This is a genomic window from Micromonospora antibiotica, assembly GCF_017599305.1.
GTDB classification, from domain to species: Bacteria; Actinomycetota; Actinomycetes; order Mycobacteriales; family Micromonosporaceae; genus Micromonospora; species Micromonospora antibiotica.
Genome location: NZ_JAGFWR010000009.1, coordinates 200,750 through 223,742 on the forward strand (window position 1 = coordinate 200,750; position 22,993 = coordinate 223,742).

At 73.7% G+C, this 22,993-nt stretch carries 16 protein-coding genes; 7 read left to right on the plus strand and 9 right to left on the minus strand.

Annotation, left to right across the window (positions count from 1 at the left end; all coding sequences use genetic code 11):
• Positions 1–281: 281 nt before the first annotated feature.
• Together JQN83_RS18090 and JQN83_RS18095 are read left to right on the plus strand one after the other, a co-directional pair.
• Positions 282–1,973 carry a glycoside hydrolase family 10-like protein gene (locus JQN83_RS18090; protein ID WP_208568297.1) on the plus strand — a complete coding sequence of 564 codons (1,692 nt, stop codon included), beginning with the start codon at positions 282–284 and terminating at the stop codon, positions 1,971–1,973.
• Positions 1,974–2,144: 171 nt separating this feature from the next.
• Entirely contained in the window at positions 2,145–2,687 is a 543-nt protein-coding gene (locus JQN83_RS18095; protein WP_208568298.1) for a phospholipase, read from the plus strand.
• Between the two features lie 192 nt (positions 2,688–2,879).
• On the opposite strand, the gene JQN83_RS18100 is transcribed toward JQN83_RS18095, so the two are convergent.
• Both JQN83_RS18100 and JQN83_RS18105 read right to left on the minus strand, forming a co-directional pair.
• Entirely contained in the window at positions 2,880–5,756 is a 2,877-nt protein-coding gene (locus JQN83_RS18100) for an ATP-binding protein (protein WP_208568299.1), read from the minus strand.
• 186 nt (positions 5,757–5,942) lie between these two features.
• Complete coding sequence (locus JQN83_RS18105) at positions 5,943–6,170, minus strand: FmdB family zinc ribbon protein (RefSeq protein ID WP_208568300.1); 228 nt, start codon at positions 6,168–6,170, stop codon at positions 5,943–5,945.
• A gap of 56 nt (positions 6,171–6,226) precedes the next feature.
• Between JQN83_RS18105 and JQN83_RS18110 the strand changes: the two genes are divergently transcribed.
• The 3 genes from JQN83_RS18110 to JQN83_RS18120 all read left to right on the plus strand — a co-directional run bounded on the left by JQN83_RS18110 (position 6,227) and on the right by JQN83_RS18120 (position 12,216).
• Positions 6,227–7,714, plus strand: a complete 1,488-nt coding sequence (locus JQN83_RS18110; RefSeq protein ID WP_307799403.1) for a lytic transglycosylase domain-containing protein — start codon at positions 6,227–6,229, stop codon at positions 7,712–7,714.
• 72 nt (positions 7,715–7,786) lie between these two features.
• Complete coding sequence (locus JQN83_RS18115) at positions 7,787–8,803, plus strand: GNAT family N-acetyltransferase (RefSeq protein WP_208568329.1); 1,017 nt, start codon at positions 7,787–7,789, stop codon at positions 8,801–8,803.
• Between the two features lie 140 nt (positions 8,804–8,943).
• Positions 8,944–12,216, plus strand: coding sequence for a lamin tail domain-containing protein (locus tag JQN83_RS18120; RefSeq protein WP_208568302.1), 3,273 nt, complete (start codon positions 8,944–8,946; stop codon positions 12,214–12,216).
• A 56-nt stretch (positions 12,217–12,272) separates the two neighbouring features.
• On the opposite strand, the gene JQN83_RS18125 is transcribed toward JQN83_RS18120, so the two are convergent.
• From JQN83_RS18125 to JQN83_RS18155, 7 genes are all read right to left on the minus strand, one after another.
• Positions 12,273–12,710, minus strand: a complete 438-nt coding sequence (locus JQN83_RS18125; RefSeq protein ID WP_307799405.1) for a helix-turn-helix transcriptional regulator — start codon at positions 12,708–12,710, stop codon at positions 12,273–12,275.
• Between the two features lie 1,095 nt (positions 12,711–13,805).
• Positions 13,806–14,789, minus strand: a complete 984-nt coding sequence (hemB, locus tag JQN83_RS18130; protein WP_208568303.1) for a porphobilinogen synthase — start codon at positions 14,787–14,789, stop codon at positions 13,806–13,808.
• Positions 14,790–14,808: 19 nt separating this feature from the next.
• Positions 14,809–16,389, minus strand: coding sequence for a uroporphyrinogen-III synthase (locus JQN83_RS18135; RefSeq protein WP_208568304.1), 1,581 nt, complete (start codon positions 16,387–16,389; stop codon positions 14,809–14,811).
• Positions 16,386–17,354, minus strand: a complete 969-nt coding sequence (gene hemC / locus JQN83_RS18140) for a hydroxymethylbilane synthase (protein WP_208568305.1) — start codon at positions 17,352–17,354, stop codon at positions 16,386–16,388. The genes JQN83_RS18135 and hemC overlap by 4 nt, the downstream gene beginning before the upstream one ends.
• Entirely contained in the window at positions 17,351–18,736 is a 1,386-nt protein-coding gene (locus JQN83_RS18145; RefSeq protein ID WP_208568306.1) for a glutamyl-tRNA reductase, read from the minus strand. Before JQN83_RS18145 ends, hemC begins: the two co-directional genes overlap by 4 nt.
• Complete coding sequence (locus JQN83_RS18150; protein WP_208568307.1) at positions 18,733–19,503, minus strand: redox-sensing transcriptional repressor Rex; 771 nt, start codon at positions 19,501–19,503, stop codon at positions 18,733–18,735. The genes JQN83_RS18145 and JQN83_RS18150 overlap by 4 nt, the downstream gene beginning before the upstream one ends.
• Positions 19,504–19,796: 293 nt before the next feature.
• A complete protein-coding gene (locus JQN83_RS18155; protein WP_208568308.1) occupies positions 19,797–20,051 on the minus strand; it encodes a glutaredoxin family protein in 255 nt (84 codons plus the stop codon).
• Positions 20,052–20,762: 711 nt separating this feature from the next.
• On the opposite strand from JQN83_RS18155, the gene JQN83_RS18160 reads away from it, so the two are divergent.
• A complete protein-coding gene (locus JQN83_RS18160) occupies positions 20,763–21,872 on the plus strand; it encodes an ECF subfamily RNA polymerase sigma factor, BldN family (RefSeq protein WP_208568309.1) in 1,110 nt (369 codons plus the stop codon).
• 230 nt (positions 21,873–22,102) lie between these two features.
• The gene (locus JQN83_RS18165; RefSeq protein ID WP_208568310.1) at positions 22,103–22,966 is read left to right on the plus strand and encodes a DUF5667 domain-containing protein; all 864 of its coding nucleotides are present in this window, start codon (positions 22,103–22,105) and stop codon (positions 22,964–22,966) included.
• Positions 22,967–22,993 lie beyond the last annotated feature (27 nt).

A 22,993-nucleotide genomic window follows, 5' to 3' on the forward strand; every position in this document is an offset into this window, starting at 1 on the left:
CACCCCAACCCCACCCCAATCAACCCCACCACATCTACACCCAGTCCCCCGCTAACCACTTTCGGTCACCACCACCCGACCCCACCCCTTGCACCCTCACCCCAAGTATGAAAATTTCCTCCCATCCCCCACCCCACCCCGCCACTTCCCGCCCCTCCCCTCCTCCCCTCACCCACCCGTCCGGAGGGGAGGGGGAAGGGGCGAGGGGCGGGACGCCGGAGGCGGAGAGGGAGCGGCGGCGGGTGGGTGCGGGCGGGCGGGAGCGGCGGAGGGAGAGCGTGGTGCGAAGGCTCGGGATCGGTGCGGTCGGGTTGGTGCTGGTGGTGGTCGGCGGGCTCGGGGGGACCGGGTCGGCGGCGGCCACCGGCCGAGACGGCGTGGGTGGCGCGGGCAGCGGGGGTGGTGCCGCGACGGGCGGGGTGGGTGACGCCTGCGTGGTCGATCCGGCGGTGCCGAAGCGGCAGTTCCGGGCGATGTGGATCTCGTCGGTGGTGAACATCGACTGGCCGAGCGCGGCCTCCCGTACCGCCCCGGACCGGATCGCCGCCCAGCAGGCGGAGTACCGGGGCTGGCTCGACCTGGCGCAGCGACTGCACCACAACGCGGTGGTGGTGCAGGTCCGGCCGACCGCCGACGCGTTCTGGCCGTCGCCGTACGAGCCGTGGTCGGAGTACCTGACCGGGGTGCGGGGGCAGGACCCGGGCTGGGATCCGCTGGCTTTCCTGGTCGCCGAGGCACACCTGCGGAACCTGGAGTTCCACGCCTGGTTCAACCCGTACCGGATCTCCATGCCGGCACCCGGGGGCGCGGGCGCCGACCTGGGACAGCTCGCCCCGGACCATCCGGCCCGGCAGCATCCGGAGTGGACCTTCGCCTACCCGCCGGCCGGCGTCGCGGGCAGCCGGCTCTACTACGATCCGGGCGTCCCGCAGGTCCGTGAGTTCGTCCAGACCGCGATACTCGACGCGGTCCGCCGGTACGACATCGACGGCGTGCACTTCGACGACTACTTCTACCCGTACCCGAGCGGCACGTACCCGGTACCGGACGACGCGACGTTCGCCGCGTACCACCGGGGGTTCACCGACCGGGCGGCCTGGCGGCGGGACAACATCGACCTGCTGATCCAGGAGATGGGGGTCAGGGTCAAGGCGGTCAAGCCGTGGGTGAAGTTCGGGGTGAGCCCGTTCGGCATCTGGCGCAACGCCAGCGCCGACCCGGACGGCTCGGACACCACCGGCAGCCAGTCGTACGACATCATCTCGGCCGACACCCGCAGGTGGGTCAAGCAGGAGTGGATCGACTACGTGGTGCCGCAGCTCTACTGGTACATCGGCCAGTATCCGGCCGCCGACTACGCCCGACTGGTGCCCTGGTGGGCGCAGACGGTACGCGGCACCCGGGTGCAGCTCTACATCGGCCAGGCGGACTACAAGAGCGGCGACCCGGCCTACGGCACGTACTGGATGAACCCGCAGGAACTGTCGGACCACCTGACGCTGAACCGGGCCTACCCGGAGGTGCTCGGCAACGTGCACTTCTCGGCGGTGCAGGTGCGGGCCGACCGGCTCGGCGCGACGAGCAGTTACGCCGCCGCGCACTACTCCCGTCCGGCGCTGGTGCCGACCATGGCGCACCTGCCGGCGAAGCCGCTGCTGCGTCCGGCACTCACCCGGGCCGAGCGGACCACCGAGGGGGTACGTCTGCGTTGGCGGCAGCCGGCCGACGGGACGGGCCCGCTCGGCACCGCCACGTCGTACGCGGTCTACCGCTTCGACGGGCCCGGCCCGGTCGAGGGGTGCGGGCGGGCCGACGCGGCACACCTGGTCGGCACGGTCCGGGCCGCCCCGGGGCAGCCGCAGTCCTGGGTGGACGGCACCGCTGAGCCGGGCCGGGCGTACACCTACCAGGTGACCGCGCTGGACCGGTCGTGGAACGAGAGTGCCGCCTCCTCGGCGCGGGTGGTGCGCTGATCGTCCTCGGACGCCCCGGGTGCTCCGGCATCCGGGGCATTCGTCTGTTTCGACGTATGTCACCAATACGTCGCCTCCGCCACGCCCCACCGACGGGACATTGATCGAGACTGATCTAACTCTGGTGACCAACCGGTGACACACCGTACCGCCCATCCCGCGGAGGAAAACTTGTCCCGTCGTCTCGCCACCGCCCTCGCCGCCGGCACGTTCGCCCTGCTCAGCGTGCTCGGCGTCGGCTCACCCGCGTCCGCCGCGGTGAGCACCTCGCAAAAGCTCAGCGTGCTGAGCAGCTGGACCCAGACCAGCGCCAGCAGCTACAACGCCTGGAACTCCGGCCGCCTCAACCAGGCCGCCTGGGCGGACTACGGCTTCGACTGGTCCACCGACTACTGCTCGTCGAGCCCGGACAACCCGCTCGGCTTCACCTTCAACCTCTCCTGCTACCGGCACGACTTCGGCTACCGCAACCACAAGGCGATGGGGATCTTCTCCGCCAACAAGGCCCGCCTGGACAGCGCCTTCTACGAGGACCTCAAGCGGGTCTGCGCCACCTACAACTCCGTCGTCCGCCCGGCCTGCACCAGCCTCGCCTGGACGTACTACCAGGCGGTCAGCATCTTCGGTTCAGTCGCCGCCGTCTCGCAGGCCGACCTCGACCGGGCCGCCCGGATGAAGGCCGACGCCGAGCGGGCCGCCGCCCGACGCGGCTGACCCACCGGCAGCCGGGCGTCCGGCGGCGCGGGCAGCGCCGCCGGACGCCCACGCCCACCGGCCGGTCTGCGCGCCGCGCTCGTGTCCGCCGAACGCCTGGACCCGCAGGCCGCACCGGGTCCCCCGCAGCCCCGTACCCGCCGGGCGGGCTCGTCGTGGATCGCCGCCGCGCCCGTCGGACGGCGCGACGGGTCAGGCCCACTCCTCCCGACGTTCCGCATCGCGGCGGGCCAGCGGTCGAGGGGTGACCGCGCCGGCCGGTCGGGGGGTGGCCGTGCCGGTCGGTCGCGGCGTCACCACACCCGTCGCCCGGAACCGGACCGAGTCCGCCGCCAGGTCCGGGTGCTCCACGGCGAACGCCAACGCCGCCGCCTCCTCCAGACCCAACTCGCCGCCCTCGCCGTAGGCCGCGTCGAAGGCCGCGTCGCCGAGGGTGCGCCGCAGCTCGACCTGCCGCTCCTGCCAGTACGTGGCGAAGATGCCCGGAGTGCCCCGCAACCGGGCCCGGGTGGCCTGGGCCGCGCCGAACAACCGGGCCGCCGTCACCGGCTCCCCGCCCAGCGCACACCGCACCGCCACCGCGTTCACCGTGTCGCAGGCCCGCCCGTGGTAGCCGTGCCCCATCCGGGCCCGCAGCGCCACCAACAGATGGTCGTGCGCGGCCACCAGGTCGTGCCGGGCCAACGCCACCATGCCCAGCAGCATGTCCACCGACCGGTAGCCCCGCTCCACCGGCCGGGCCGCCTCCGCCGGGCGGGCCGCCCCGAGCAGCTCCGCCGCCTCCGCCAACGCACCCCGCCGCCACAGCAGCTCCGCCAGGTTGTAGACGGCCAGCAGGGCGTCCCCGCTGACCTCCAACTCGCCCGCCCAGTCGATGACCTCCCGGCAGACCCGCTCCGCCTCGGCGAACTGCCCCATGTCGACCAGCGGCGCGGCCCGCCCGGCGAGCACCCGGGCCAGCAGCCCCGCGTCACCGGCCTGCCGGGCCGCCGCCTCCGCCCGCTGCGAGAACCGCAGCTCCTCGGCGAACTCGCCGTCCGCACCGGCGTGCAGCGAGTGCAGGTGGTACGCCGCCGCCAGCTCCGCCTCGGGGATCGCCTCCCCGGTCTCGGCGATCCGCCCGTACAGCCGGAACAGCCACAGCCGGGCCTCCCGGGACAGCCCCCGCTCCCGCCACCACTGGTCCAGCCCACCGGCCAGCAGCAGCCCGGCCCGCGCACTGCCCCCGGTGGCCGACCAACGCAACGCCGCCCGCAACTCACGGGCCAGCGGGTCCACCGCGTACAGCGACAGGGTGACCGGGCGGCCGTCCGCCCCGAGGTGGGCCCGGTGCAGCGCGTGCTGGGCCCAGGCCACGTGCCGGTCCCGGGCGGCCTGCTCCTCGCCGGTCTCGACCAGCCGACGCGCCGCGTACGCCCGGATCGGGTCGAGCATCCGGTAGGTGCTGCCGGAGGCGTGCGGCTCGGCCAGCACCATCGACTTGTCCACCAGCACCGACAGCGGATCGAGCGGGTCGTCGGCGAGCAGCCACTCCACCGTGGCCAGGTCCACCGGCCCGGCGAAGACCGCCAACCAGCGCAGCAACCGGGCGGACCGGGGCCCCAACGTCCGGTACGACCAGGTGACCGTCGCCTGCATGGTGAGGTGCCGCTCGGTGGCGGAACGCTGCACCGCCCGGTGCGCAGGGCTCGGCGGCGTCTGCCCGGAGGCTGCTGCGACCAGGTCCACGGTGTCCTGCTGGTTGCCCGCCCAACCCCGCTCGGCGGGTGCTTCCGGGGCGTCCCGCCCGGCGTCGAGGGTGCCCAGCATGTCGTCCAGCCGGGCGGCCAACTGACCGGCGGAGAGCACCCGCAGCCGGGCCGCGGCCAACTCGATCGCCAACGGCAGCCCGTCCAGCCGCTGCACCACCCGGCGCAGGTCGGCGGCCTCCGTCCACTCCGGCGGGCGACCGCCCCGGGCCGCCGCCGTCCGGTCCAGCAGCAACGCCACCGCGTCGCTCTCGGTACGCCCCGGCTGCGGGTCGACCGCCAGCGGCGGAATCCGCCACACCACCTCACCGAGCAGGCCGAACGCCTCCCGACTGGTGGCCAGCACCCGCAGTCCGCTGCCACCGGCGAGCAGCCGGGAGATCACCTCGGCGCAGGCCGCCGGCTGGGCGTCGCAGGTGTCGAGGACCACCAGCATCCGCCGGACGGCCGCGTACTCGACCAGGGTGTCCAGGATCGGGCGGCCCGGTTCCGGACGGGCCCCGAGCACGGCGGCGATCGCGAACGCCACCAGACCCGGGTCGGTGACCGTGGCGATGTCGACGAACCACACCCCGTCCGGGTACGCCTCCACCTGGCCGGACGCCACCTCGACGGCGAGCCGGGTCTTGCCGGCGCCACCCGCACCGACCACGGTGACCAGCCGGTGCCGACGGATCAGCAGATCCAGCTCGACCCGTTCGGTCTCCCGGCCGACGAACGAGGTGACCTGGGTGGGCAGGTTGTGCGCCAACGCCTCGGCGGTACGCGGGCGGGGGAACTGCCGCCCGAGCCCCGGCGCGACGAGTTGGAACAGCCGTTCCCGGTCGTCGAAGCCCCGGAGCCGGTGCAGGCCCAGGTCGATCAGGGTGGCCCCGGCGGGCAGCGGTTCGGCCAGCCGTGCGGTCGACGCCGAGCAGAGCACCTGCCCACCGTGCGCGGCGGCGGCCACCCGGGCGGCCCGGTGCACCTCGGGGCTGGCGTACTCGCCGTCGCGGGGCTCCGCGTAGCCGGTGTGCAGTCCCATCCGCACCTTCGGGGCTGCCTCTGGGTTGGGCCACTCGTGGGTGGACAACGCCCGCTGCGCGGTCAGGCAGGCGGTCAGCGCCGCCGACGCGTCCGGGAAGGCCAGGAAGAAGGAGTCCCCCTCGGTCAGCAGCTCCGCGCCGTCGGTCTCGGCCAGCGTGTCACGCAGCAGGCGACGATGCTCCCAGAGCACCGGGCGATAGTCCGACCCGAGCAGTTGGGCCAGCCGGGTGGAACCCTCGATGTCGGTGAACACGAAGGTCACCCAACCGCTCGGGAGGTGGATCCGTGGCGACATTCGTGGCACCTCCGCCCTGACGTCGGGGTTCATGCTGCCCTATGGTCAACCGGTCACGCATCGTGAGAACGGTTGGGCGATATCGGACCCAAGGGGTCACTGATCCTGGCGCACCGACGCGCCACACCGTTACATCGGGTCGTTTCCGACCCGGTCACCAGCCGGTCCGGTCGCCGGACGATCCGGTCAGCAGCCGCAGCCGCCCCCGCAACAACCGCCACCGGAGGCGGGACCCGCAGGGGCGCCACCGGCGCCGGAGCCGCCACCACGGCCGGTGACCGCCACGGTGGACAGGAGCTTGACCGTGTCGGCATGCCCCTGGGGGCAGTCGGCCGGCGCACCGGCCTCGGCCATCGGCCGGTTGACCTCGAAGGTGTCGCCGCAGGCGCGGCAGCGGAACTCGTACCGGGGCATGCCCCCACCCTACGGCCGGACCTGACTCCCTGGCCGACATGGGTGATACTCAAACAGTGGTGAGCGGCGAAGATTCGACGGTACGGCCCCTGCGGGCGGCGACCCCACCCGAGGACGTACCCCCCGCTCCACGGCGCGGCTGGATCCCCCGGCCCCGCCGACCCCACCGGGCCCCCTCGTCCACGCCGGCCCCTACCGCCCCCGTCTCCCCGACGGCCGACGCCACCGCTCAACCCCGGACCCCCGAGGTCCGGCCGGAGCCGACGACGCCCGAATCGCAGCCGACGACGCCCGGTTCGGAGCCGACGACGCCTGAATCGCAGCCGACGATGCCCGGGTCGGAGTCGGCCCCGACGGCCGGCACCGACGGCACACCCGAACCGGCCACGAAGACCGATCCCGAACCGACCGCAAAGACCGACGCCGAAGACGCCGAACCGGCCACGAAGACCGATGCCGAACCAGCTGTAAAGACCGACGCCGAGCCGGCTGCGAAGACCGGTCCCGGTGACGAGGGCGGGTCGGCCGCGAAGGGCGACGGGGACGACGAGGCCACGCCGGGTGCGCAGCCGCCGGCGGGTGGCGGTGCGGTGGCGGGTCGGCGGCGGCGGATCCCGTTCGCGCACGCCGTCCGCCTGCCGCCACCACGGCAGGCGGTGGGGGCCGCGACCCGGGCCACCCGGGCCTGGTCCCGTCGTCCCAGCGGCCGGCTGACATTGCCCGCCCTGTTCCTGTTCGCGCTGGTCGCGGCGACCGCCGCCGTCGGCGCGGTGGTGGTGCCGGGCGCGGTCCGGGCCCCCCGACCGGTGGCGGTGGACGACCCCGCCACCACCGGCTCCGGGTTGCCGTCGGTCGCCACGACCACCGGGATCCCGGTGCTCCCGGGCGGAGGCGTCCCCTCCCTGCCGCCGACCGGCTTCCCACCGGGCGGGGTCGCGCCGACCGGACCGGTCGCCCCCACCGCCGCCGGCCGGCCCGCCGACGCGCTGGGTGACTGGGCCCGGGTCACCGGCACCAAGGTGGGCGTCTCCCCGATCGCCATGCAGGCGTACGGCTACGCCGAGCTGGTGCTCGCGCGGACGAACCCGAGCTGCCGGCTGAGCTGGACCACACTCGCCGCGATCGGCTACGTGGAGTCCCGGCACGGGCAGGCCAACGGCGCGACGCTCGGACCGGACGGCCGGGCCGTACCGGAGATCATCGGTGATCCGCTCGACGGCAAGGGCGGGCGGTCCCTGATCCGGGACACCGACGGCGGGCTGTTCGACCGGGACACCGTCTACGACCGGGCGATCGGACCGATGCAGTTCATCCCCACCACCTGGGAGCAGGTCGGGGCGGACGCCGACAACGACGGCCGCAAGGACCCGCACGACCTGGACGACACCGCGCTCGCCGCCGGCAACTACCTGTGCCAGGGCGGCCGGAACATGACCATCCCCGGCGACTGGTGGGGGGCCATCCTCTCCTACAACGACGTCCGCCGGTACGCACAGGACGTCTTCGACAAAGCCCACGAGTACGGGCGCGCAAGCCGTACGTGAGGTGATCGTTCGCATACATTGGCGGACCGGACACTTCCCCCGAAGAGCCGTTGACGGCAAGCTAGACGCGTGATGGTGCGCGAGTGGGATCCCCGAACCGCGTCGTCCGCCGAGATCGGCTCCGTACTGGACACGCTGAACGCGGTCCTCGCCGCCGATCTCCCGCAGGACCCGCCCTGGCGGGAGGATTCCCTGCGGGAGTACCTCTCCGAGGTGATGCCCGGCGAACGACGCATCTCCTGGGTGGCGGAGGACGATCCGCCGGCCGGGGGCGGCCACGGCACCATCCTCGGGCACGTGCACGTGCTGCTGCTCGGGGACATCGGCGTGCTGGAGGTCCTGGTGCACCCGGCGGTGCGCCGCAGCGGGCTCGGCCGGGAGTTGGTGCGCACCGCCGCCCGACGGGTCTACCAGGAGGGCTTCCAGTCGATCGGGGTCGAGGTCGTCGGGGACACCCCCGCGATCGGCTTCTACTCGTCGCTGGGCTTCACCCGCGAGTACGTCGAGACCCGCAGCGTGCTCGACCTGGGCACGGTCGACTGGACGGCGCTCACCGAGATGGCGGCCGGCGTCGACCCGGGTTACCACCTGGAGTTCTACCCGGGTGGGCCGTCCGACGACCTGATCGAGGCGTACGCGCGGGCCAAGGCCGAGGTGCGCGACGTCGACGACGGCGAACTGCGCCCCAGCTCGTACGATCCGCAGCGGCTGCGGGACAGCCTCGACACGCTGCACCGCCGGGGCATGAAGCCGTACATCGTGCTGGCCCTCCAGGAGCGCACCGGCACGGTGGCCGGCCTGACCGAGGTGGTGGTGCCGGTCCAGCACCCCACCCGCGCCGACCAGTACGACACCATCGTGGTGCGGGACCACCAGGGCTACGGCATCGACCGGGCGATCAAGGCGCGGATGCTGCTGGAGCTGCGGTCCGCCGAGCCGGAGCTGACCGAGGTGCAGACCTGGAACGCCCAGGCCAACGAGGCGATGCTGAAGGTCAACGCCGAGCTGGGCTACCAGGCCGACCGGGACTGGTGCGAATACAGCGTGGACGTCGCCGAACTGGTGCACCGGCTCGACGCCCAACGCTGAGCAGGGCGGCCGGCGGCGTCCGATCGGGGGCGTCGGGCGGCACTGTCGCGAATTCACCACATCGCCCCCGGGGGGATGGACGGCGGACAGCGACGCACCTTAACGTGCGTTGGTTCCCGTCCACCCATCGTGGAGGCCCCATGCGCCTGCGCCGCAGATTCGCCGCGCTCGCCACCGTCGCCGTCGTCGCCGTACCGGTGCTCGGCGTCGCGCCCACCGCGGCCACCGCCGCGCCCACCGACCTGTTCATCTCCGAGTACGTCGAAGGATCGTCCAACAACAAGGCGATCGAGCTGTACAACGGCACCGGCGCGGCGGTCGACCTGACCGCCGGTGACTACCAGCTCCAGCTCTACTTCAACGGGTCCACCACCGCCACCACCATCGCCCTCACCGGTACCGTCGCCGCCGGGGACGTCTTCGTCTTCGCCGCCGCCTCGGCCGGGCCGGCGATCCTCGCCCAGGCCGACCAGACCACCGGCGCGAGCCTGTTCAACGGCGACGACGCGATCGTGCTGCGTCGGGGTGCCGTCGTGCTCGACGCGATCGGGCAGGTGGGCGTCGACCCGGGCAGCGAGTGGGGCAGCGGGCTGACCAGCACCGCCGACAACACGCTGCGCCGGCTGCCGGCGGTGTCCAGCGGGGACACCGACCCGTCGGACGCGTTCGACCCGGCCGCCCAGTGGGCCGGGTTCGCCACCGACACCTTCGACGGGCTGGGCGCGCACACCGTCGACGGTGGCGGCCCGGTCGACCAGCCGGCCGTGCTGACCTGCGGCGGGACGTTGACCATCGAGGCCGGCGCGACGGGCACCCGGCAGGTCACCGGCACCGACCCGGACGACACGATCGTCGATCTGGCGGTCACCGCGGTCACCCCGGCCCCGGCGGGCGGCTCGATCAGCCGTACCGCGTTCACCCCGGCGACCGCGCCGGGTGGCACGGCGACCGCGACGGTGACCGCCACCGGCCTGCCCGCCGGCACCTACACGGTCACCGTGACCGCGACGGACGCCGACGGCGGCACCGCCAGCTGCCCGCTCACCGTGCAGGCCAACGGGGTGCTGTCGGTGGGCCAGGTGCAGGGCCCGACCCGCGACGACGAGAACCCGCGCACCGACCGGTCGCCGCTCGCCCCGCCCACCGGCACCGGCACCAGCCCGCTGCTGTACGACGTGCGGGGCGTGATCACCCAGAAGTCGCTGACCCGCACCTCGGCCGGTGCCGACCAGTACGGCTTCTACCTGCAGAGCCGCACCGGCACCGAGGACGGCGACCCGCTCAGCTCGGACGGCATCTTCGTCTTCATGGGCGCGTTCACCACGCTGATCGGCGGCTACGCGCCGACCGTCGGCGACGAGGTGGTGCTGCGCGGCCGGGTGTCGGAGTATTTCGACCAGACCCAGCTCTCCGGTGCCTCGCTGGTCCGCCGGCTCGACACCGGACTCGACGTGAACACCGCCGTGACCGTGGACGACGCGGTCCCGCCGGCCGACGCGGCGGCGGCCGACCGGTTCTGGGAGCGGCACGAGGGGGCCCGGCTGCGGGTCCGCAGCGGCTCCGGCGTCACCGGCCCCCGGGACGTGTTCGGCTCCACCGCCGACTCCGAGGTGTGGGTGGTGGACCGGGCGGATCCGCTGCTGAAGCGGGCCGACCCGTACGCCCGCCGGGTCTTCCGGGACGCCCACCCGCTGGACGACGTGCCTGGGCAGGTCTTCGACAACGGCAACGGGCAGCGCATCCTGCTCGGCGGTGGCGGCGTGAAGGCCACCGCCGGTGATTCGACGGCGCTGCTCCCGCCCGCGCGTACCTTCGACACCCTCACCGCCGACGCGTTCGGTGCGGTGTCGTACGGCTTCAGCAAGTTCAGCGTGCAGCCGGAGTCGCTGGCCCTGACCGCCGGGGTGGACCCGGCGACGAACAACCCGCCGCGCCCGGCGGACCGGGCCCGGGAGGTCGCGGTGGCGACCTACAACGTGGAGAACCTGTACGACTTCCGCGACGACCCGTTCGACGGCTGCGACTTCACCGGCAACGCGGGCTGCCCGGGGGTGTCCCCGCCGTTCGACTACGTGCCGGCGGGCGAGGCCGACTACCGGGAGCACCTGTCCGAGCTGGCCGCGCAGATCCGCACCGACCTGCACGCCCCGGATCTGATCCTGGTGCAGGAGGCCGAGGACCAGGACATCTGCTCGGTCTCCGGCAGCAGCCTGGTCTGCGGCACCACCGACAACGCCGACGGCGCTCCGGACACCCTCCAGGATCTGGCGCTGGCGATCCGGGCCGCCGGTGGTCCCGCCTACGCGGCGACGTACGACCGCACCGGCGCGGACGCCCGGGGCATCACCTCGGCGTTCCTGTACCGCACGGACCGGTTGTCGCTGGCCGGGGCGAGCGCCACCGATCCGTTGCTGGGTTCCGCGCCCACCGTGCAGTACCGGTCGGCGGGGCTGGCGTCCAACGCGGACGTGCAGAACCCGAAGGCGCTCAACGCGGTGCTGCCGGCCGACACCGACACCTCGACGGGCAAGGACGGCAACAACGTCTTCACCCGGGCCCCGCAGCTGGGCAAGTTCGTGGTGAAGTCGACGCCCGGCGGCTCGGAGTCCTACCTGCTGTACGCGCTGAGCAACCACTACTCGTCCGGGCCGGACAGCCGGGTCGGGCAGCGCACCGAGCAGGCCGCGTACGGCTCGGCGATCGTCACCGCGATCGAGGCCGCCGATCCGGACGCCCGGGTGGTGTACGGCGGGGACCTGAACGTCTTCCCCCGCCCGGACGACCCGATCGCGACCGGCGCGAACCCGACCCCGTCGGACCAGCTCGGGCCGCTCTACCGGGCCGGCCTGCACAACCTCTGGGACGACCTGGTGGCCGACGTGCCGTCGGCGGCGTACTCGTACAGCTTCCAGGGGGCGGCGCAGACGTTGGACAACCTGTTCGTCAACGACGCGCTGCACGCCGACCTGGTGCAGATCCGGGCGGCGCACGTCAACGCGGACTGGCCGGCGGAGTTCACCGGGGACGGCACCCGGGGGGCCAGCGACCACGACCCGCAGGTGGCCCGGTTCCGCAGCCAGCCGTCGCTGCGGGTGGCCGACGCCACCGTGGTGGAGGGCGACCAGGGTGGCAGCACGATGACGTTCCAGGTCACCGTGTCCCGTCCGCTGTCCCAGCCGACCACGCTCTGCGCCGCCACGGTGGGGCTGACCGCGACGGTCGTGCTGGACTTCACCCCGTACGTCGGCTGCCGGACCCTGCCCGCCGGGCAGACCTCGCTGGCGTTCCCGGTGACCGTCCGCGGTGACCGGAAGCGGGAGGCGGACGAGAAGATCGCGTTCGCGGTGGCCGGCCCGTTGAACCTGCGGTTCGCCGATCTGCTGGCGACGGGCACCATCACCGACGACGACTGACGGTTGCGCACCTCCGACGGCCCGTCGGTCCGGCTTCCCGCCGGATCGGCGGGCCGTCACCATTGCGGGCGCACCACGCGGGGCGGCGGTGGCACGTTGCGGTACTTCGCCACCCGCACCTCCCACTGGCTCCGGCGGCGCATCGCGTCCCGGACGGCCCGGTTACGGCGGAACGTCTCCGGCGGTCGGGCGAGCCCGTAGACGTCCGCCCACCACTCCCCCGGTTCAGGGTCGAGAATCGTGTCGAGGTGCGACGGGTAGCGGCGCTCGGCACCGTCCCGGGTGTCGTCGCGGTCCCGCATCGGGGTGAGCACCCGGCCGAACTCGTCGACCACGGCCAGCCGGAAGCCGGCCGCCGCGATGATCCGGCGCAGCAGGGCGATGCTCGGGGTGAGCGCACCCGCCTCGATCCGCCCGACCGTGCCGTGGTGCACCCCCGCCCAGCGGGCCAGTTCCCGTTGACTCGCGTCGGCACGCCGTCGGACCGCCCGCACGATGCCCGCCGCCGGCCAGGGCAGGTCGAACGGCCTGCTGAGGAAGGTCGGCGGCTCGTCCCCTTTCCCCTCCGGAGCGGGAGAGGGGGCCGCAGCCGGGGCGGACGGAGCTGCAAGAGCCGGGGCGGACGGGGCCGGAGCGGGCCGCGCCGGAGCAGGCGGCGCCGGAGCAGGCGGCGCCGGAGCAGGCGGCGCCGGAGCAGGCGGCGCCGGAGCGGGGTGGGACGCCGAAGCCGGACCAGAGCCCGGGGTGGGGTGGGCAGCGGGTTCGGGCGGCAGCGCGGGGTCGGTCATGGCACCACCGTCGCGCCCGGCCAGGCCCTGCCGCAACCCCGCCGTCGTCACCTGTGGACAACTCCGCGACCTGTGGAAAACCCCCACCCTCCACAGATCTCTTCCGATCACACTGGGTTACTCGATCGCCTCATCGCCTAAATTACTGTGAGCAACGTAAGCCTGAACCACCCCACCACCCACCAAGTTCCACCAGAAGGCCCTGAACAGCAAGAACGCTCAACCTCTCCCGACCCCACCCCACTACCCCACCGACGCTTTGCTCTGCTGCCCCATCCGCGACAGGCACCCAGAGCGAGCGTCGCGCGGATGGCAGCAGAGCAAAGTGTGCGAATGAGGGTAGGTGGAGGGAGGCCAGAAAATGCGGAGAGTAATCAAGACGGCTGCCAGCCGACCGGACGGTGCCGCCGAATTTAGACCCAGCATCGCCAGCGACAGCCGCTCACCGACGGCAGGGCGGGACCTTGGGCCGAGGGCCGGATCCCGGACGGGGCGGGGTGTGGACCGGGGTCGAGGCCGAAGCGGGGACCGGTTCAGGAGAGCGGGACCGGATGCCAAGGCGAGGACCGGGAGGCCCCAGGTCAAGGGACAAGGGGCCAGATCAGGGAACGGGAGGCCAGGTCAAGGAACGGGGGCCGGAGCAAGGAACGAGGGCCGCAAGCCCAGAGGCCAGGGCAGGAAACGAGGAGCCAGGGCAGGAAACAGGGGGTCAGGGCTGGGCACGGAGGGCGGACCGGGGGCGGGGGACGCCGACGAGGGTGGGCCACGGCGCTCGCGGCACGGGCCAAGCCGCCCCGGGAGTCAGTAACGCTGACGGAGCAGCGTCGCGGCTTCCACCGCCCAGTAGGTGAGGATGACCTGCGCGCCGGCCCGACGGATCGAGGTGAGCGTCTCCAGCATCACCCGCTCGCGGTCGATCCACCCGTTCGCGGCGGCCGCCTCGACCATCGCGTACTCGCCGGAGACCTGATAGGCGGCGACCGGTACGTCCACCGCGGCCCGGACCGCCGCCACCACGTCGAGGTAGGGCAGCGCGGGCTTCACCATCACCAGATCGGCGCCCTCGGCCACGTCCAGCTCGACCTCGCGCAGGGACTCCCGCAGGTTGGCCGGGTCCTGCTGGTAGGTGCGCCGGTCGCCGTCGAGCGCCGACTCGACGGCGTCGCGGAACGGACCGTAGAAGGCGGAGGCGTACTTCGCCGCGTACGCCAGCACCGCCACGTCGGCGTGACCGGCGGCGTCGAGGGCCCGGCGGACCACGCCCACCTGGCCGTCCATCATCCCGGACGGGCCGACCATGCCGACCCCGGCGTCCGCCTGCGCCACCGCCATCTCGGCGTACGCGGCCAGGGTCGCGTCGTTGTCCACCCCGCCGTCGGAGGTGAGCAGCCCGCAGTGCCCGTGCGAGGTGAACTCGTCGAGGCACAGGTCGCTCATCACCACGGTGGCGTCGCCGACCTCGGCCACGACGTCGCGGATGGCGACGTTGAGGATGCCGGCCGGGTCGGTGCCGCCGGAGCCGGTCGGGTCCCGCTGCTCGGGCACCCCGAACAGCATGATCCCGCCGACCCCGGCCTGGACCGCCTCCACCGCCGCCTTGCGCAGCGAGTCCCGGGAGTGCTGGAGCACCCCCGGCAGCGACGCGATGGCCCGTGGCCCGGTCAGCCCCTCCTTGACGAACATCGGCACGACCAGCTCGGCCGGGTCGACGCGGGTCTCGGAGACCAGCCGCCGCACGGCCGCGTTACGGCGCAGCCGGCGGGGCCGGATCTCGGGGTACGGCATGAGGGGCCTCCCAGTACGACTAGCGGAACCTGAGCGCGGTCGGCCCCTGCACCTTCGAACCCCGACGCTGCTTCGCCGGCATGGCGGCGAGCTTCTCGCGCAGTTCGACGGCGTAGGCGGCGAGCGCCTCGACCAGGTCGGGCACCGAGGCGTGCGGCGGCTGCACGTCGACCCGCAGGCCGAACTCCGTCGCGGTCTCCGCCGTCTTGGGCCCGATGACAGCGACAACGGTACGCGCGTGCGGCTTCCCCGCGATACCGACGAGGTTGCGCACCGTGGAGGAGGACGTGAAGAGCACCGCGTCGAACCCGCCCGACTTGATCGCGTCGCGGATCTCGGCGGGCGGCGGGGCGGCCCGGACCGTCCGGTAGGCGGTCACGTCGTCGACCTCCCAGCCGCGCTCGGTGAGCCCGGCGGCGAGCGTCTCGGTGGCGATGTCGGCGCGCGGCAGCAGCACCCGGCCGACCGGGTCGAGGATCTCGTCGTGCGGGGAGAACTCGGCCAGCAGCCCCTCGGAGGACTGCTCCCCGGCGGGCACCAGCTCCGGCTGGATGCCGAAGGCGCGTACCGCGTCGGCGGTGGCCTCACCGATGCAGGCGATCTTGACGCCGCCGAAGTGCCGGGCGTCCAGCCCGTGCTCGGCGAACTTCTCCCAGACCGCCCGGACCGCGTTGACCGAGGTGAAGATCACCCAGGCGTACCGGCCGTCGACCAGCCCCTTGACCGCCCGCTCCATCTGGGCGGGGGTACGCGGCGGCTCGACCGCGATCGTCGGCACCTCGCACGGGATCGCCCCGTACGCGCGCAGCCGGGCGCTCATCGCCCCGGCCTGCTCCTTCGTCCGGGGGACGAGCACCTTCCAGCCGTACAGCGGGCGGTTCTCCCACCAGCTCAGCCGGTCCCGCTGGCCGACGCCCTCGCCGACGGTGAGCACCACCCGGCCGGTGAAGCCGAGCGCCGCCGCGACGAACGAGTCCACGCTCGACGTGGTGGTGTACTGCGTCTCACCGGTGCCGTCGCCGGTCACCCCGACCCCGGTGGTGCCGTCCACCCCCGCGGCCAGCAGGCCGTCGCGCACCGCGGCCAGGTCGCCGGCGTCGACCGCCAGGGCCAGCGAGCCCCGGGCGACGGCGGCGGCGAGCGCGTCGAAGTCCAGCGCGCTGACGTCCTCGACGTCGGCGGCGGTGCGTACCCCGGGCAGCGGCACCCCGGCGTAGGTGGCGACGCCCTCGGCCTGGCCGACGCCCGGCACCACCTCGAAGTGCGCGGCGGTCCGCGCGACGGCCTGCACCTCCTTGACCACGGAGTCGTGGCCGAACGGGTCACCGGCGACCAGGTGCACCGCGTTGAGCCCGGAGCGGGCCGCGCTGATGAGCATCTTCGCCACGTCGCCCGGTACGCCCTCGGCGGGGCTGAACTGGGCGTCGGCCCGGGCCTGGGCACGCACGACGTCGAGCAGCGACTCGGGGACTCCCCGGTCGTACACCACCTGGTCGGCGTCGGTCAGGGCGTCGTGGGCCCGGCGGGTCAGTAGGCCCGGGTCACCGGGTCCGGCGCCGACGAACGCGATGCGGCCGACGGGCTTACGGGTGCGGGTCATTCTGTGCTCCCAAATTGCTGGGTCCCCGGGCCGGTGCTTCCTTCGTGGCCGAGGATCGAGTCGGCGCCGAGTTCGAGGAGTTCGGCGGCGAGTGCCTTGCCGATCTCCGCCGCGTCGGCGGGCGTTCCGGTGCGGGACAGCCGGAGGTCTCGGGAACCATCCGGGCTGATCACCGCCCCGCGCAGGTAAATCTCGTCACCGTTCTCGCCTTCGGCGAGTTCGGCGTAGGCGGCGACCGGGGCGGAGCACCCGGCCTCCAGGGTGGCCAGCAGCGCCCGTTCCGCGACGACCGCGGCCCGCGACGGTGCGTGGTCGAGCACGGCGAGCAGCTCGACCAGGTCGGAGTCGTCGGCCCGGCACTCCACGGCCAGCGCGCCCTGGGCGGGCGCGGGCAGCATCAGCATCGGGTCGAGCGTTTCGGTGATCACGTCGGTCCGGCCGAGCCGGGCCAGCCCGGCCCGGGCCAGCACGACCGCGTCGAGGTCGGCGTCCGGGCCGAGCACCCGGCCGAGCCGGGTGTCGACGTTGCCCCGGATCGGGGTGACCTCCAGTTGCAGGCCGAGGGCGTGCAGCTGGGCGATGCGGCGCAGCGCGCCGGTGCCGACCACGGCGCCGGGCGGTAACTCCGCGAGGGTACGACCACCGGTGGCGACCAGCGCGTCGCGCGGGTCCTGCCGGGGCGGCACCGCCGCGACGTGCAGTCCACTCGCCTCGGCGGTGGGTAGATCCTTGTAGGAGTGCACGGCGAGGTCGATGGTGCGGGCGGTCAACGCGTCGCGCAGCGCCGAGACGAAGACGCCGACGCCGAGGCGCTGCACCGGCGCGGACGACCGGTCCCCGGCGGTGACCACCTCGACCAGCTCGACGGCGCGGCCGGTCGCCGCGGTGATCGCCGCGGCGACGTGGCCGGACTGGGCCATCGCCAGGGCGCTGCCCCGGGTGCCGAGGCGCAGGGGGGTACTCATCGCTCACCTCCGGTGGGCGGCTGGTCGGTGTCGGTCGCCGGCAGGTCGGCGACCTCGAACGATCCATGGCCGGTCTCGACCACGTCGGGCACCGCGTCGACCGGCGAGGTCTGCGGCACCTGCAGGTCGAACAGCTCGCGCAGCAGCGCGGCGTACTGGTCGCCACCCGGTTCGGCGGCGAGCTGGCGGACCTTGACGGTGGGCTGGTGCAGCAGCCGCTGCACCACCCGGTGCACGGTCCGGGCGACCTCGGCGCGCTGGTCGTCGCTGAAGTCGGGGCGACGCTGGGTGAGCCGGCGCAGCTCGGCGGCGACCACGTCGTCGGCGCGTCCACGCAGGGCGGCCACGGTGGGTGCCACGTCGGCGCCGCGCAGCCAGCTCAGGAACGCCTCGACCTCGGTGGCCACGATCCGGCCGACCTCGGCGGCGTCGGCGGCGGCCGGGCCGTCGGCGAGCAGGGTGGCCATCCGGTCGATGTCGATCACCTCGACGCCGGGCAGCCCGGCCACCTCGGGTGCGACGTCGCGGGGGACGGCGAGGTCGAGCAGGACCAGCGGCCCCCGGTCGGGGTCGCGGCGGGCGAGCGCCCCGGTCACCACGTCGACGGTGAGGACCGGTTCGGTGGCGGCGGTGGCGGCCACTACGATGTCCACTGTGGAGAGCGCGGGGACGAGTCCGGCGATCGGGACGGCGTTCGCCCCGTACGACTCGGCCAACCGGACCGCCCGGTCGACGCCCCGGTTGGTGACGGTGAGCGGGCCGGCGTCCCGGCGGGACAGCGTCGCCACGCTCAGCGCGCCCATCGCACCCGCGCCGACCACCAGGGCCGGCCGGCCGGTGAGGCCACCGTCGAGCAGCTCGGCGGTGAGGTCCAGGGCGGCGGTGACGACGCTCTGCCCGGCCCGGTCGATGTTGGTCTCGGCGTGGGCCCGTTTACCGACCCGCAGCGCCTGCTGCATCAGCTCGTGCAGCAACCGCCCGGCGGTGTCCGCGCCGGAGGCCCAGTGGTAGGCGTCGCGGAGCTGGCCGAGGATCTGCGCCTCGCCCACGACCATCGAGTCCAGCCCGGCGGCGACCCGGAAGACGTGGTCGACGGCGGCGGCGTCGTAGTGCACGTAGAGGTGGTTGGCGAACGCGGCGGGTGGGGCGCCGGCCTGCTCGGCGAGGACCGCGCAGATGTCGCCCAGGCCGCCGTGGAAACCGGACACGGCGGCGTAGACCTCCACCCGGTTGCAGGTGGAGACGAGCACCGCCTCGGCGACGTACGGCTGGGCGACCAGGCGGTCCAGGGTGCGGGTGAGGTCGGCGGGGGCGACTGCCAACTGCTCCAGGGTAGCCACGGGAGCGGTGCGGTAGGACGCGCCGACGACGAGCAGCTTCACGTGCCGATCGCCTCCTGGGTGTCGGGGGTCGTGAGCCCGCCGGGCAGGGCGGTGAGGGCGGAGCCGCCGGTGGCGGGCAGCGCGGTCAGCGACGCCTTGCGGTGCTCGTGGAAGGACAGGATCTGCAGCTCGATGGCGAGGTCGACCTTGCGCACGTCGACCCCGTCCGGCACCGAGAGTACGCACGGCGCGAAGTTGAGGATGCTCGTGACGCCGACGGCGACCAGTTGCTCGGCCACCGCCTGGGCGGCCGGGGCCGGGGTGGCGATCACGCCGATCGAGATGGCCTCCTCGGCGGCGACCCGGGGCAACTCGTCGACGTGCCGGACGACCAACCCGTTGATCATCTCGCCGACCCGGGACGTGTCGGCGTCGAAGAGGGCCGCGATCCGGAAACCCCGGCCGGCGAAGCCGGCGTAGCCGGCCAGGGCGTGACCGAGATTACCCACCCCGACCAGGGCGACGGCCCGCCGTTGGGTGAGCCCGAGCACGAACTCGATCTGGTCGATCAGCAGGGCGACGTCGTAGCCGACGCCCCGGGTGCCGTACGAGCCGAGGTGGGAGAGGTCCTTGCGGAGCTTGGCGGAGTTGACCCCGGCCGCCCCGGCCAGGCCCTCGCTGGAGACCGTCTCGTGGCCGGCGTCGGCGAGGTTGTGCAGGGCGCGGAGATACTCGGGGAGCCGCGCGACGGTCGCCTCCGGGAGGTCCGGGAGCGCCGGTACGGCACCGGCGCGGCCGGGCACGCCAGGGTGACGGTGCTGACTCATGAGACTCCGTGCGGTGCGATCCTCGGCCGGCTCCGGTGCCCGCCCGTTGGGGGACCCCCGCCGGTGGCCGGGTGAGCCGGCCGTGCTAGCAGGGCGCGTCGAAACTACAGAGTAGGCGCTTGTGAAGACGTGCACAAATCGCGATCTTGCTGAATCGCGGCACTCCTCCACCAGCTCCCCCATCCCGCAAGATCGATCCGGCACGCCAAGGGTGCCGCCGCGCGATTATTGCGCAATCCCGACTTCCCTCACCAATCGCGCGCGACTGCTGACCCACCGTGATCCGCGCCACCCTAGAGCTGGGGAGTGGTCAGATCCTTGAGCAACCGCTCCTCCTCCACCCGCCAGTACCCGTGCTCCTTGCCGTCGAGCAGCACCACCGGCAGCCGGTCGCCGTACTCGCGCTCCAGCTCGACGTCGCCGGTCACGTCCTTCTCGACCCACCGGTCGCCGGTGACCGCCACCACCCGCTCCAGGGCGGCCTTGGCGTCCTCGCACAGGTGACAACCGGGTCGGGTGATCAGGGCGAGCCGGGCGGCAGTGGACATCGGGACCTCCGGGTACGGGGCGGCCGAACTCGGCCGCGACGGGGATGCGCGCGGTGGACGGACCGGTGCGCACGGGTGCCGGATGCCCGGCGACACGCGCCGGGCACGCCCGCCCAGTCTCGCCCGTCCACCGGTGCGCCACACCCGGGACGGCCGAGCCGGTCGCGCGGTGGCTGAGTCTGGCACGCCCCCGACCGCCCGGCCAGGCCCACACACCGTACGGTCACGCAGCGTCAACGGGCCCGCCCGAACGGAGGGCCGATCCGGGTCCCCGACCGCGCCGGGACGGGGCCGGGAACACCGGTGGACGGACCGGCGCCGCGGCGTGTCGTCGACCGCCCACCACCCCACTGAGCTGCAATTTCCACCCCGGATCAAGTCGCGACGTGAAAGTCAACCGACCACGACGGACAACCGGTCCGCCAAGGCTGTGCGGCCTCGGCAAATACTTTGGCCCTGTGTAACGGACTTGGCACACACGGGTGACGTTGGCCCTATCATCACTCGGGTCGGCTCACCCCATTTGCCGTGAGTCGACACCCCTCAGCCCGAGGAGGCCCCCGTGCCTGTGCGCGCATTGGACCAGCACCTCAAGGGGATCTGCCGCGCGTCGGCACCCCACCACACGGCCCTGTCCGACAGGGACAGACCCGGCGCGGCGGCTGCCCGCCGCCGTCCGGGCCCGGCCGTGTCGCGCCCTCGGGAGGCCCGATGACCGCCTTCGGCTACCCGGATCATCCCACCGGGCTGACCGGGCCGACGCCCCGCGCATCGGTGAACGAACGGTTGGACCCGGCCCGCCCGGAGGCGGCGTCCCGCCGGGTGCACCAGCGTCCACACCCCAACGAGGCGGCACCCCGGCCCGCCGCGCCCGGTGGCAACGCCACCCCGGCCGGCCGGGTGACCTCACCCGCCCGGCCACCCACCATGCCCACGCAGAGCCGCCGGGTCGGCGACCCCCCCGCCGTGACCGATCCGACCGGCGGGGAGACCGCCGTCATCCCGGCCGTACCGGCCGACGAGACCGCACTGATCCCGGCCGTGCCGACCGACGACACCGCACTGATCCCGGCCGTGCCGGCCGACGACACCGCACTGGTCCCGGCCGTACCGACCGACGACACCGCACTGGTCCCGGCCGTACCGACCGAGGGCACCGCACGCCCGACGGTCCCGGCCCCCGCCCCGCCCGGTACCACCGCGACGCCCACCGGCACCCCGCCCACCGGCTTTCCGAGCCGACCCGACCCGTCCGACCCGGCCACCGAGGTCTGGACGCTGGTCGAACGGGCGCAGGCCGGCGAGGCCGAGGCGTTCGGACTGATCTACGACCGGTACGTGGACACGGTCTTCCGGTTCGTCTACTTCCGGGTCGGCAACCGCCAACTGGCGGAGGACCTCACCTCGGACACCTTCCTGCGCGCTCTCAAACGGATCGGCAGCTTCACCTGGCAGGGCCGCGACCTGGGCGCCTGGCTGGTCACCATCGCCCGCAACCTGGTCGCCGACCACTTCAAGTCCGGCCGCTACCGGCTGGAGGTGACCACCGGTGACGTACTCGACGCCGACCGGGAGGACCGCGGACCGGAGGGCAGCCCCGAGGCGGCGGTGGTCGAGCACATCACCAACGTCGCGCTGCTCACCGCCGTCACCCGGCTCAACCCGGAACAGCAGGAGTGCATCGTGCTCCGCTTCCTCCAGGGCCTCTCGGTGGCGGAGACGGCCCGGGCGATGGGCAAGAACGAGGGAGCGATCAAGGCGTTGCAGTACCGCGCGGTCCGCGCGCTGGCCCGTCTGCTACCCGACGGTTTCCAGCCCTGACCTGCGGCAACGATCACTCTTCGTGATTTCGCTGCCGGCCGCCCCGTAACCGGTGCCCGGCACGGAGCGTTTCTCCGGGTGCGGCCGGTGGTTGTCCCGGCGCCCCCGGATCCGTCCCGGTCCAGGGCAGCGCCGCCGACCACGACCCTGGTACGACGGTGCACGCCGCCGCCGGTCGCTGGGAACCACCGCGGCCGACCGGCCGTGACCAGCGAGAGGGGGTGCCTGCGGTGGACAGCGACCTTTTCTCCCGTCGTCGGGCCGTACGCTTCGCCCAGCTTCTCGACGAGGCCAACGGCGGCCGACGCCACCACGTCCGATCCCGCGCCGACGACCAGCTCACCAGGCTCGTGGCGGTCGGGCAGCGACTCGTCGCCGAGCGACCTGACATCCAGGTGGACGTCGAGTTCCGCGCCGGCCTGCGGGCCATGCTGGTGGCCGCCGCCGAGCGGGAACACACCACCGACCCGGCTGCGGCCGGCACCCCGCAGGCCACCGGCCGGAGTTCGCTGCTGGGCGGGGCGACCGCCCGCCGGGCCCGGGCCCGGGGCGCCATCCTGGTGGGCATCGCGGCCGGGGCGGTAGCCGTCTCCGGCATCTCCGCCGCCAGCGAGAACGCGGTGCCCGGCGACGCCCTGTACGGCATGAAGCGTTCCACCGAACGGGCCCAGCTCGCCCTGGCCAAGTCGGACCTCAGCCGGGGGCAACTCTTCCTCGACTTCGCCCGGACCCGGCTCGACGAGGCGGCGACGCTCCGCGACGACGCGACCGGGTTCAGCGCGGTCCTCGACGACATGGACGCCGACACCCGGCAGGGCGTACGGCTGCTCACCACCGGTGCCGCGCAGCACACCGATCCGGCGGCGCTGGACGCGGTGAACACCTTCGTCACCGGGCAACGCCGGGCGGTGGCCGGCCTGCTCGACGGGGCCGGCTCCGCCGAGCGGGAACGCACCCGGCAGTCCCTCGCCCTGCTCGACGCGATCCGCAAGCGCTCCGACGCGCTGCGCGCCGCGATCGGCTGCGCGTCACCCGCCCCGGTCGACAGCGACGCCCTCGGCCCTGTCCCGGCCGGCTGCCCGATCGGCCGCTGACCGGCGGCAGAGTCACCCGCCACAGTT

Excerpts from the sequence above, each read along its gene's own strand:
- JQN83_RS18100 (WP_208568299.1), bottom strand. The coding sequence starts at position 5,756 with ATGTCGCCACGGATCCACCTCCCGAGCGGTTGGGTGACCTTCGTGTTC.
- JQN83_RS18105 (WP_208568300.1), bottom strand. The coding sequence starts at position 6,170 with ATGCCCCGGTACGAGTTCCGCTGCCGCGCCTGCGGCGACACCTTCGAG.
- JQN83_RS18115 (WP_208568329.1), top strand. The coding sequence starts at position 7,787 with ATGGTGCGCGAGTGGGATCCCCGAACCGCGTCGTCCGCCGAGATCGGC.
- JQN83_RS18120 (WP_208568302.1), top strand. The coding sequence starts at position 8,944 with ATGCGCCTGCGCCGCAGATTCGCCGCGCTCGCCACCGTCGCCGTCGTC.
- hemB (WP_208568303.1), bottom strand. The coding sequence starts at position 14,789 with ATGCCGTACCCCGAGATCCGGCCCCGCCGGCTGCGCCGTAACGCGGCC.
- JQN83_RS18135 (WP_208568304.1), bottom strand. The coding sequence starts at position 16,389 with ATGACCCGCACCCGTAAGCCCGTCGGCCGCATCGCGTTCGTCGGCGCC.
- hemC (WP_208568305.1), bottom strand. The coding sequence starts at position 17,354 with ATGAGTACCCCCCTGCGCCTCGGCACCCGGGGCAGCGCCCTGGCGATG.
- JQN83_RS18150 (WP_208568307.1), bottom strand. The coding sequence starts at position 19,503 with ATGAGTCAGCACCGTCACCCTGGCGTGCCCGGCCGCGCCGGTGCCGTA.
- JQN83_RS18155 (WP_208568308.1), bottom strand. The coding sequence starts at position 20,051 with ATGTCCACTGCCGCCCGGCTCGCCCTGATCACCCGACCCGGTTGTCAC.
- JQN83_RS18160 (WP_208568309.1), top strand. The coding sequence starts at position 20,763 with ATGACCGCCTTCGGCTACCCGGATCATCCCACCGGGCTGACCGGGCCG.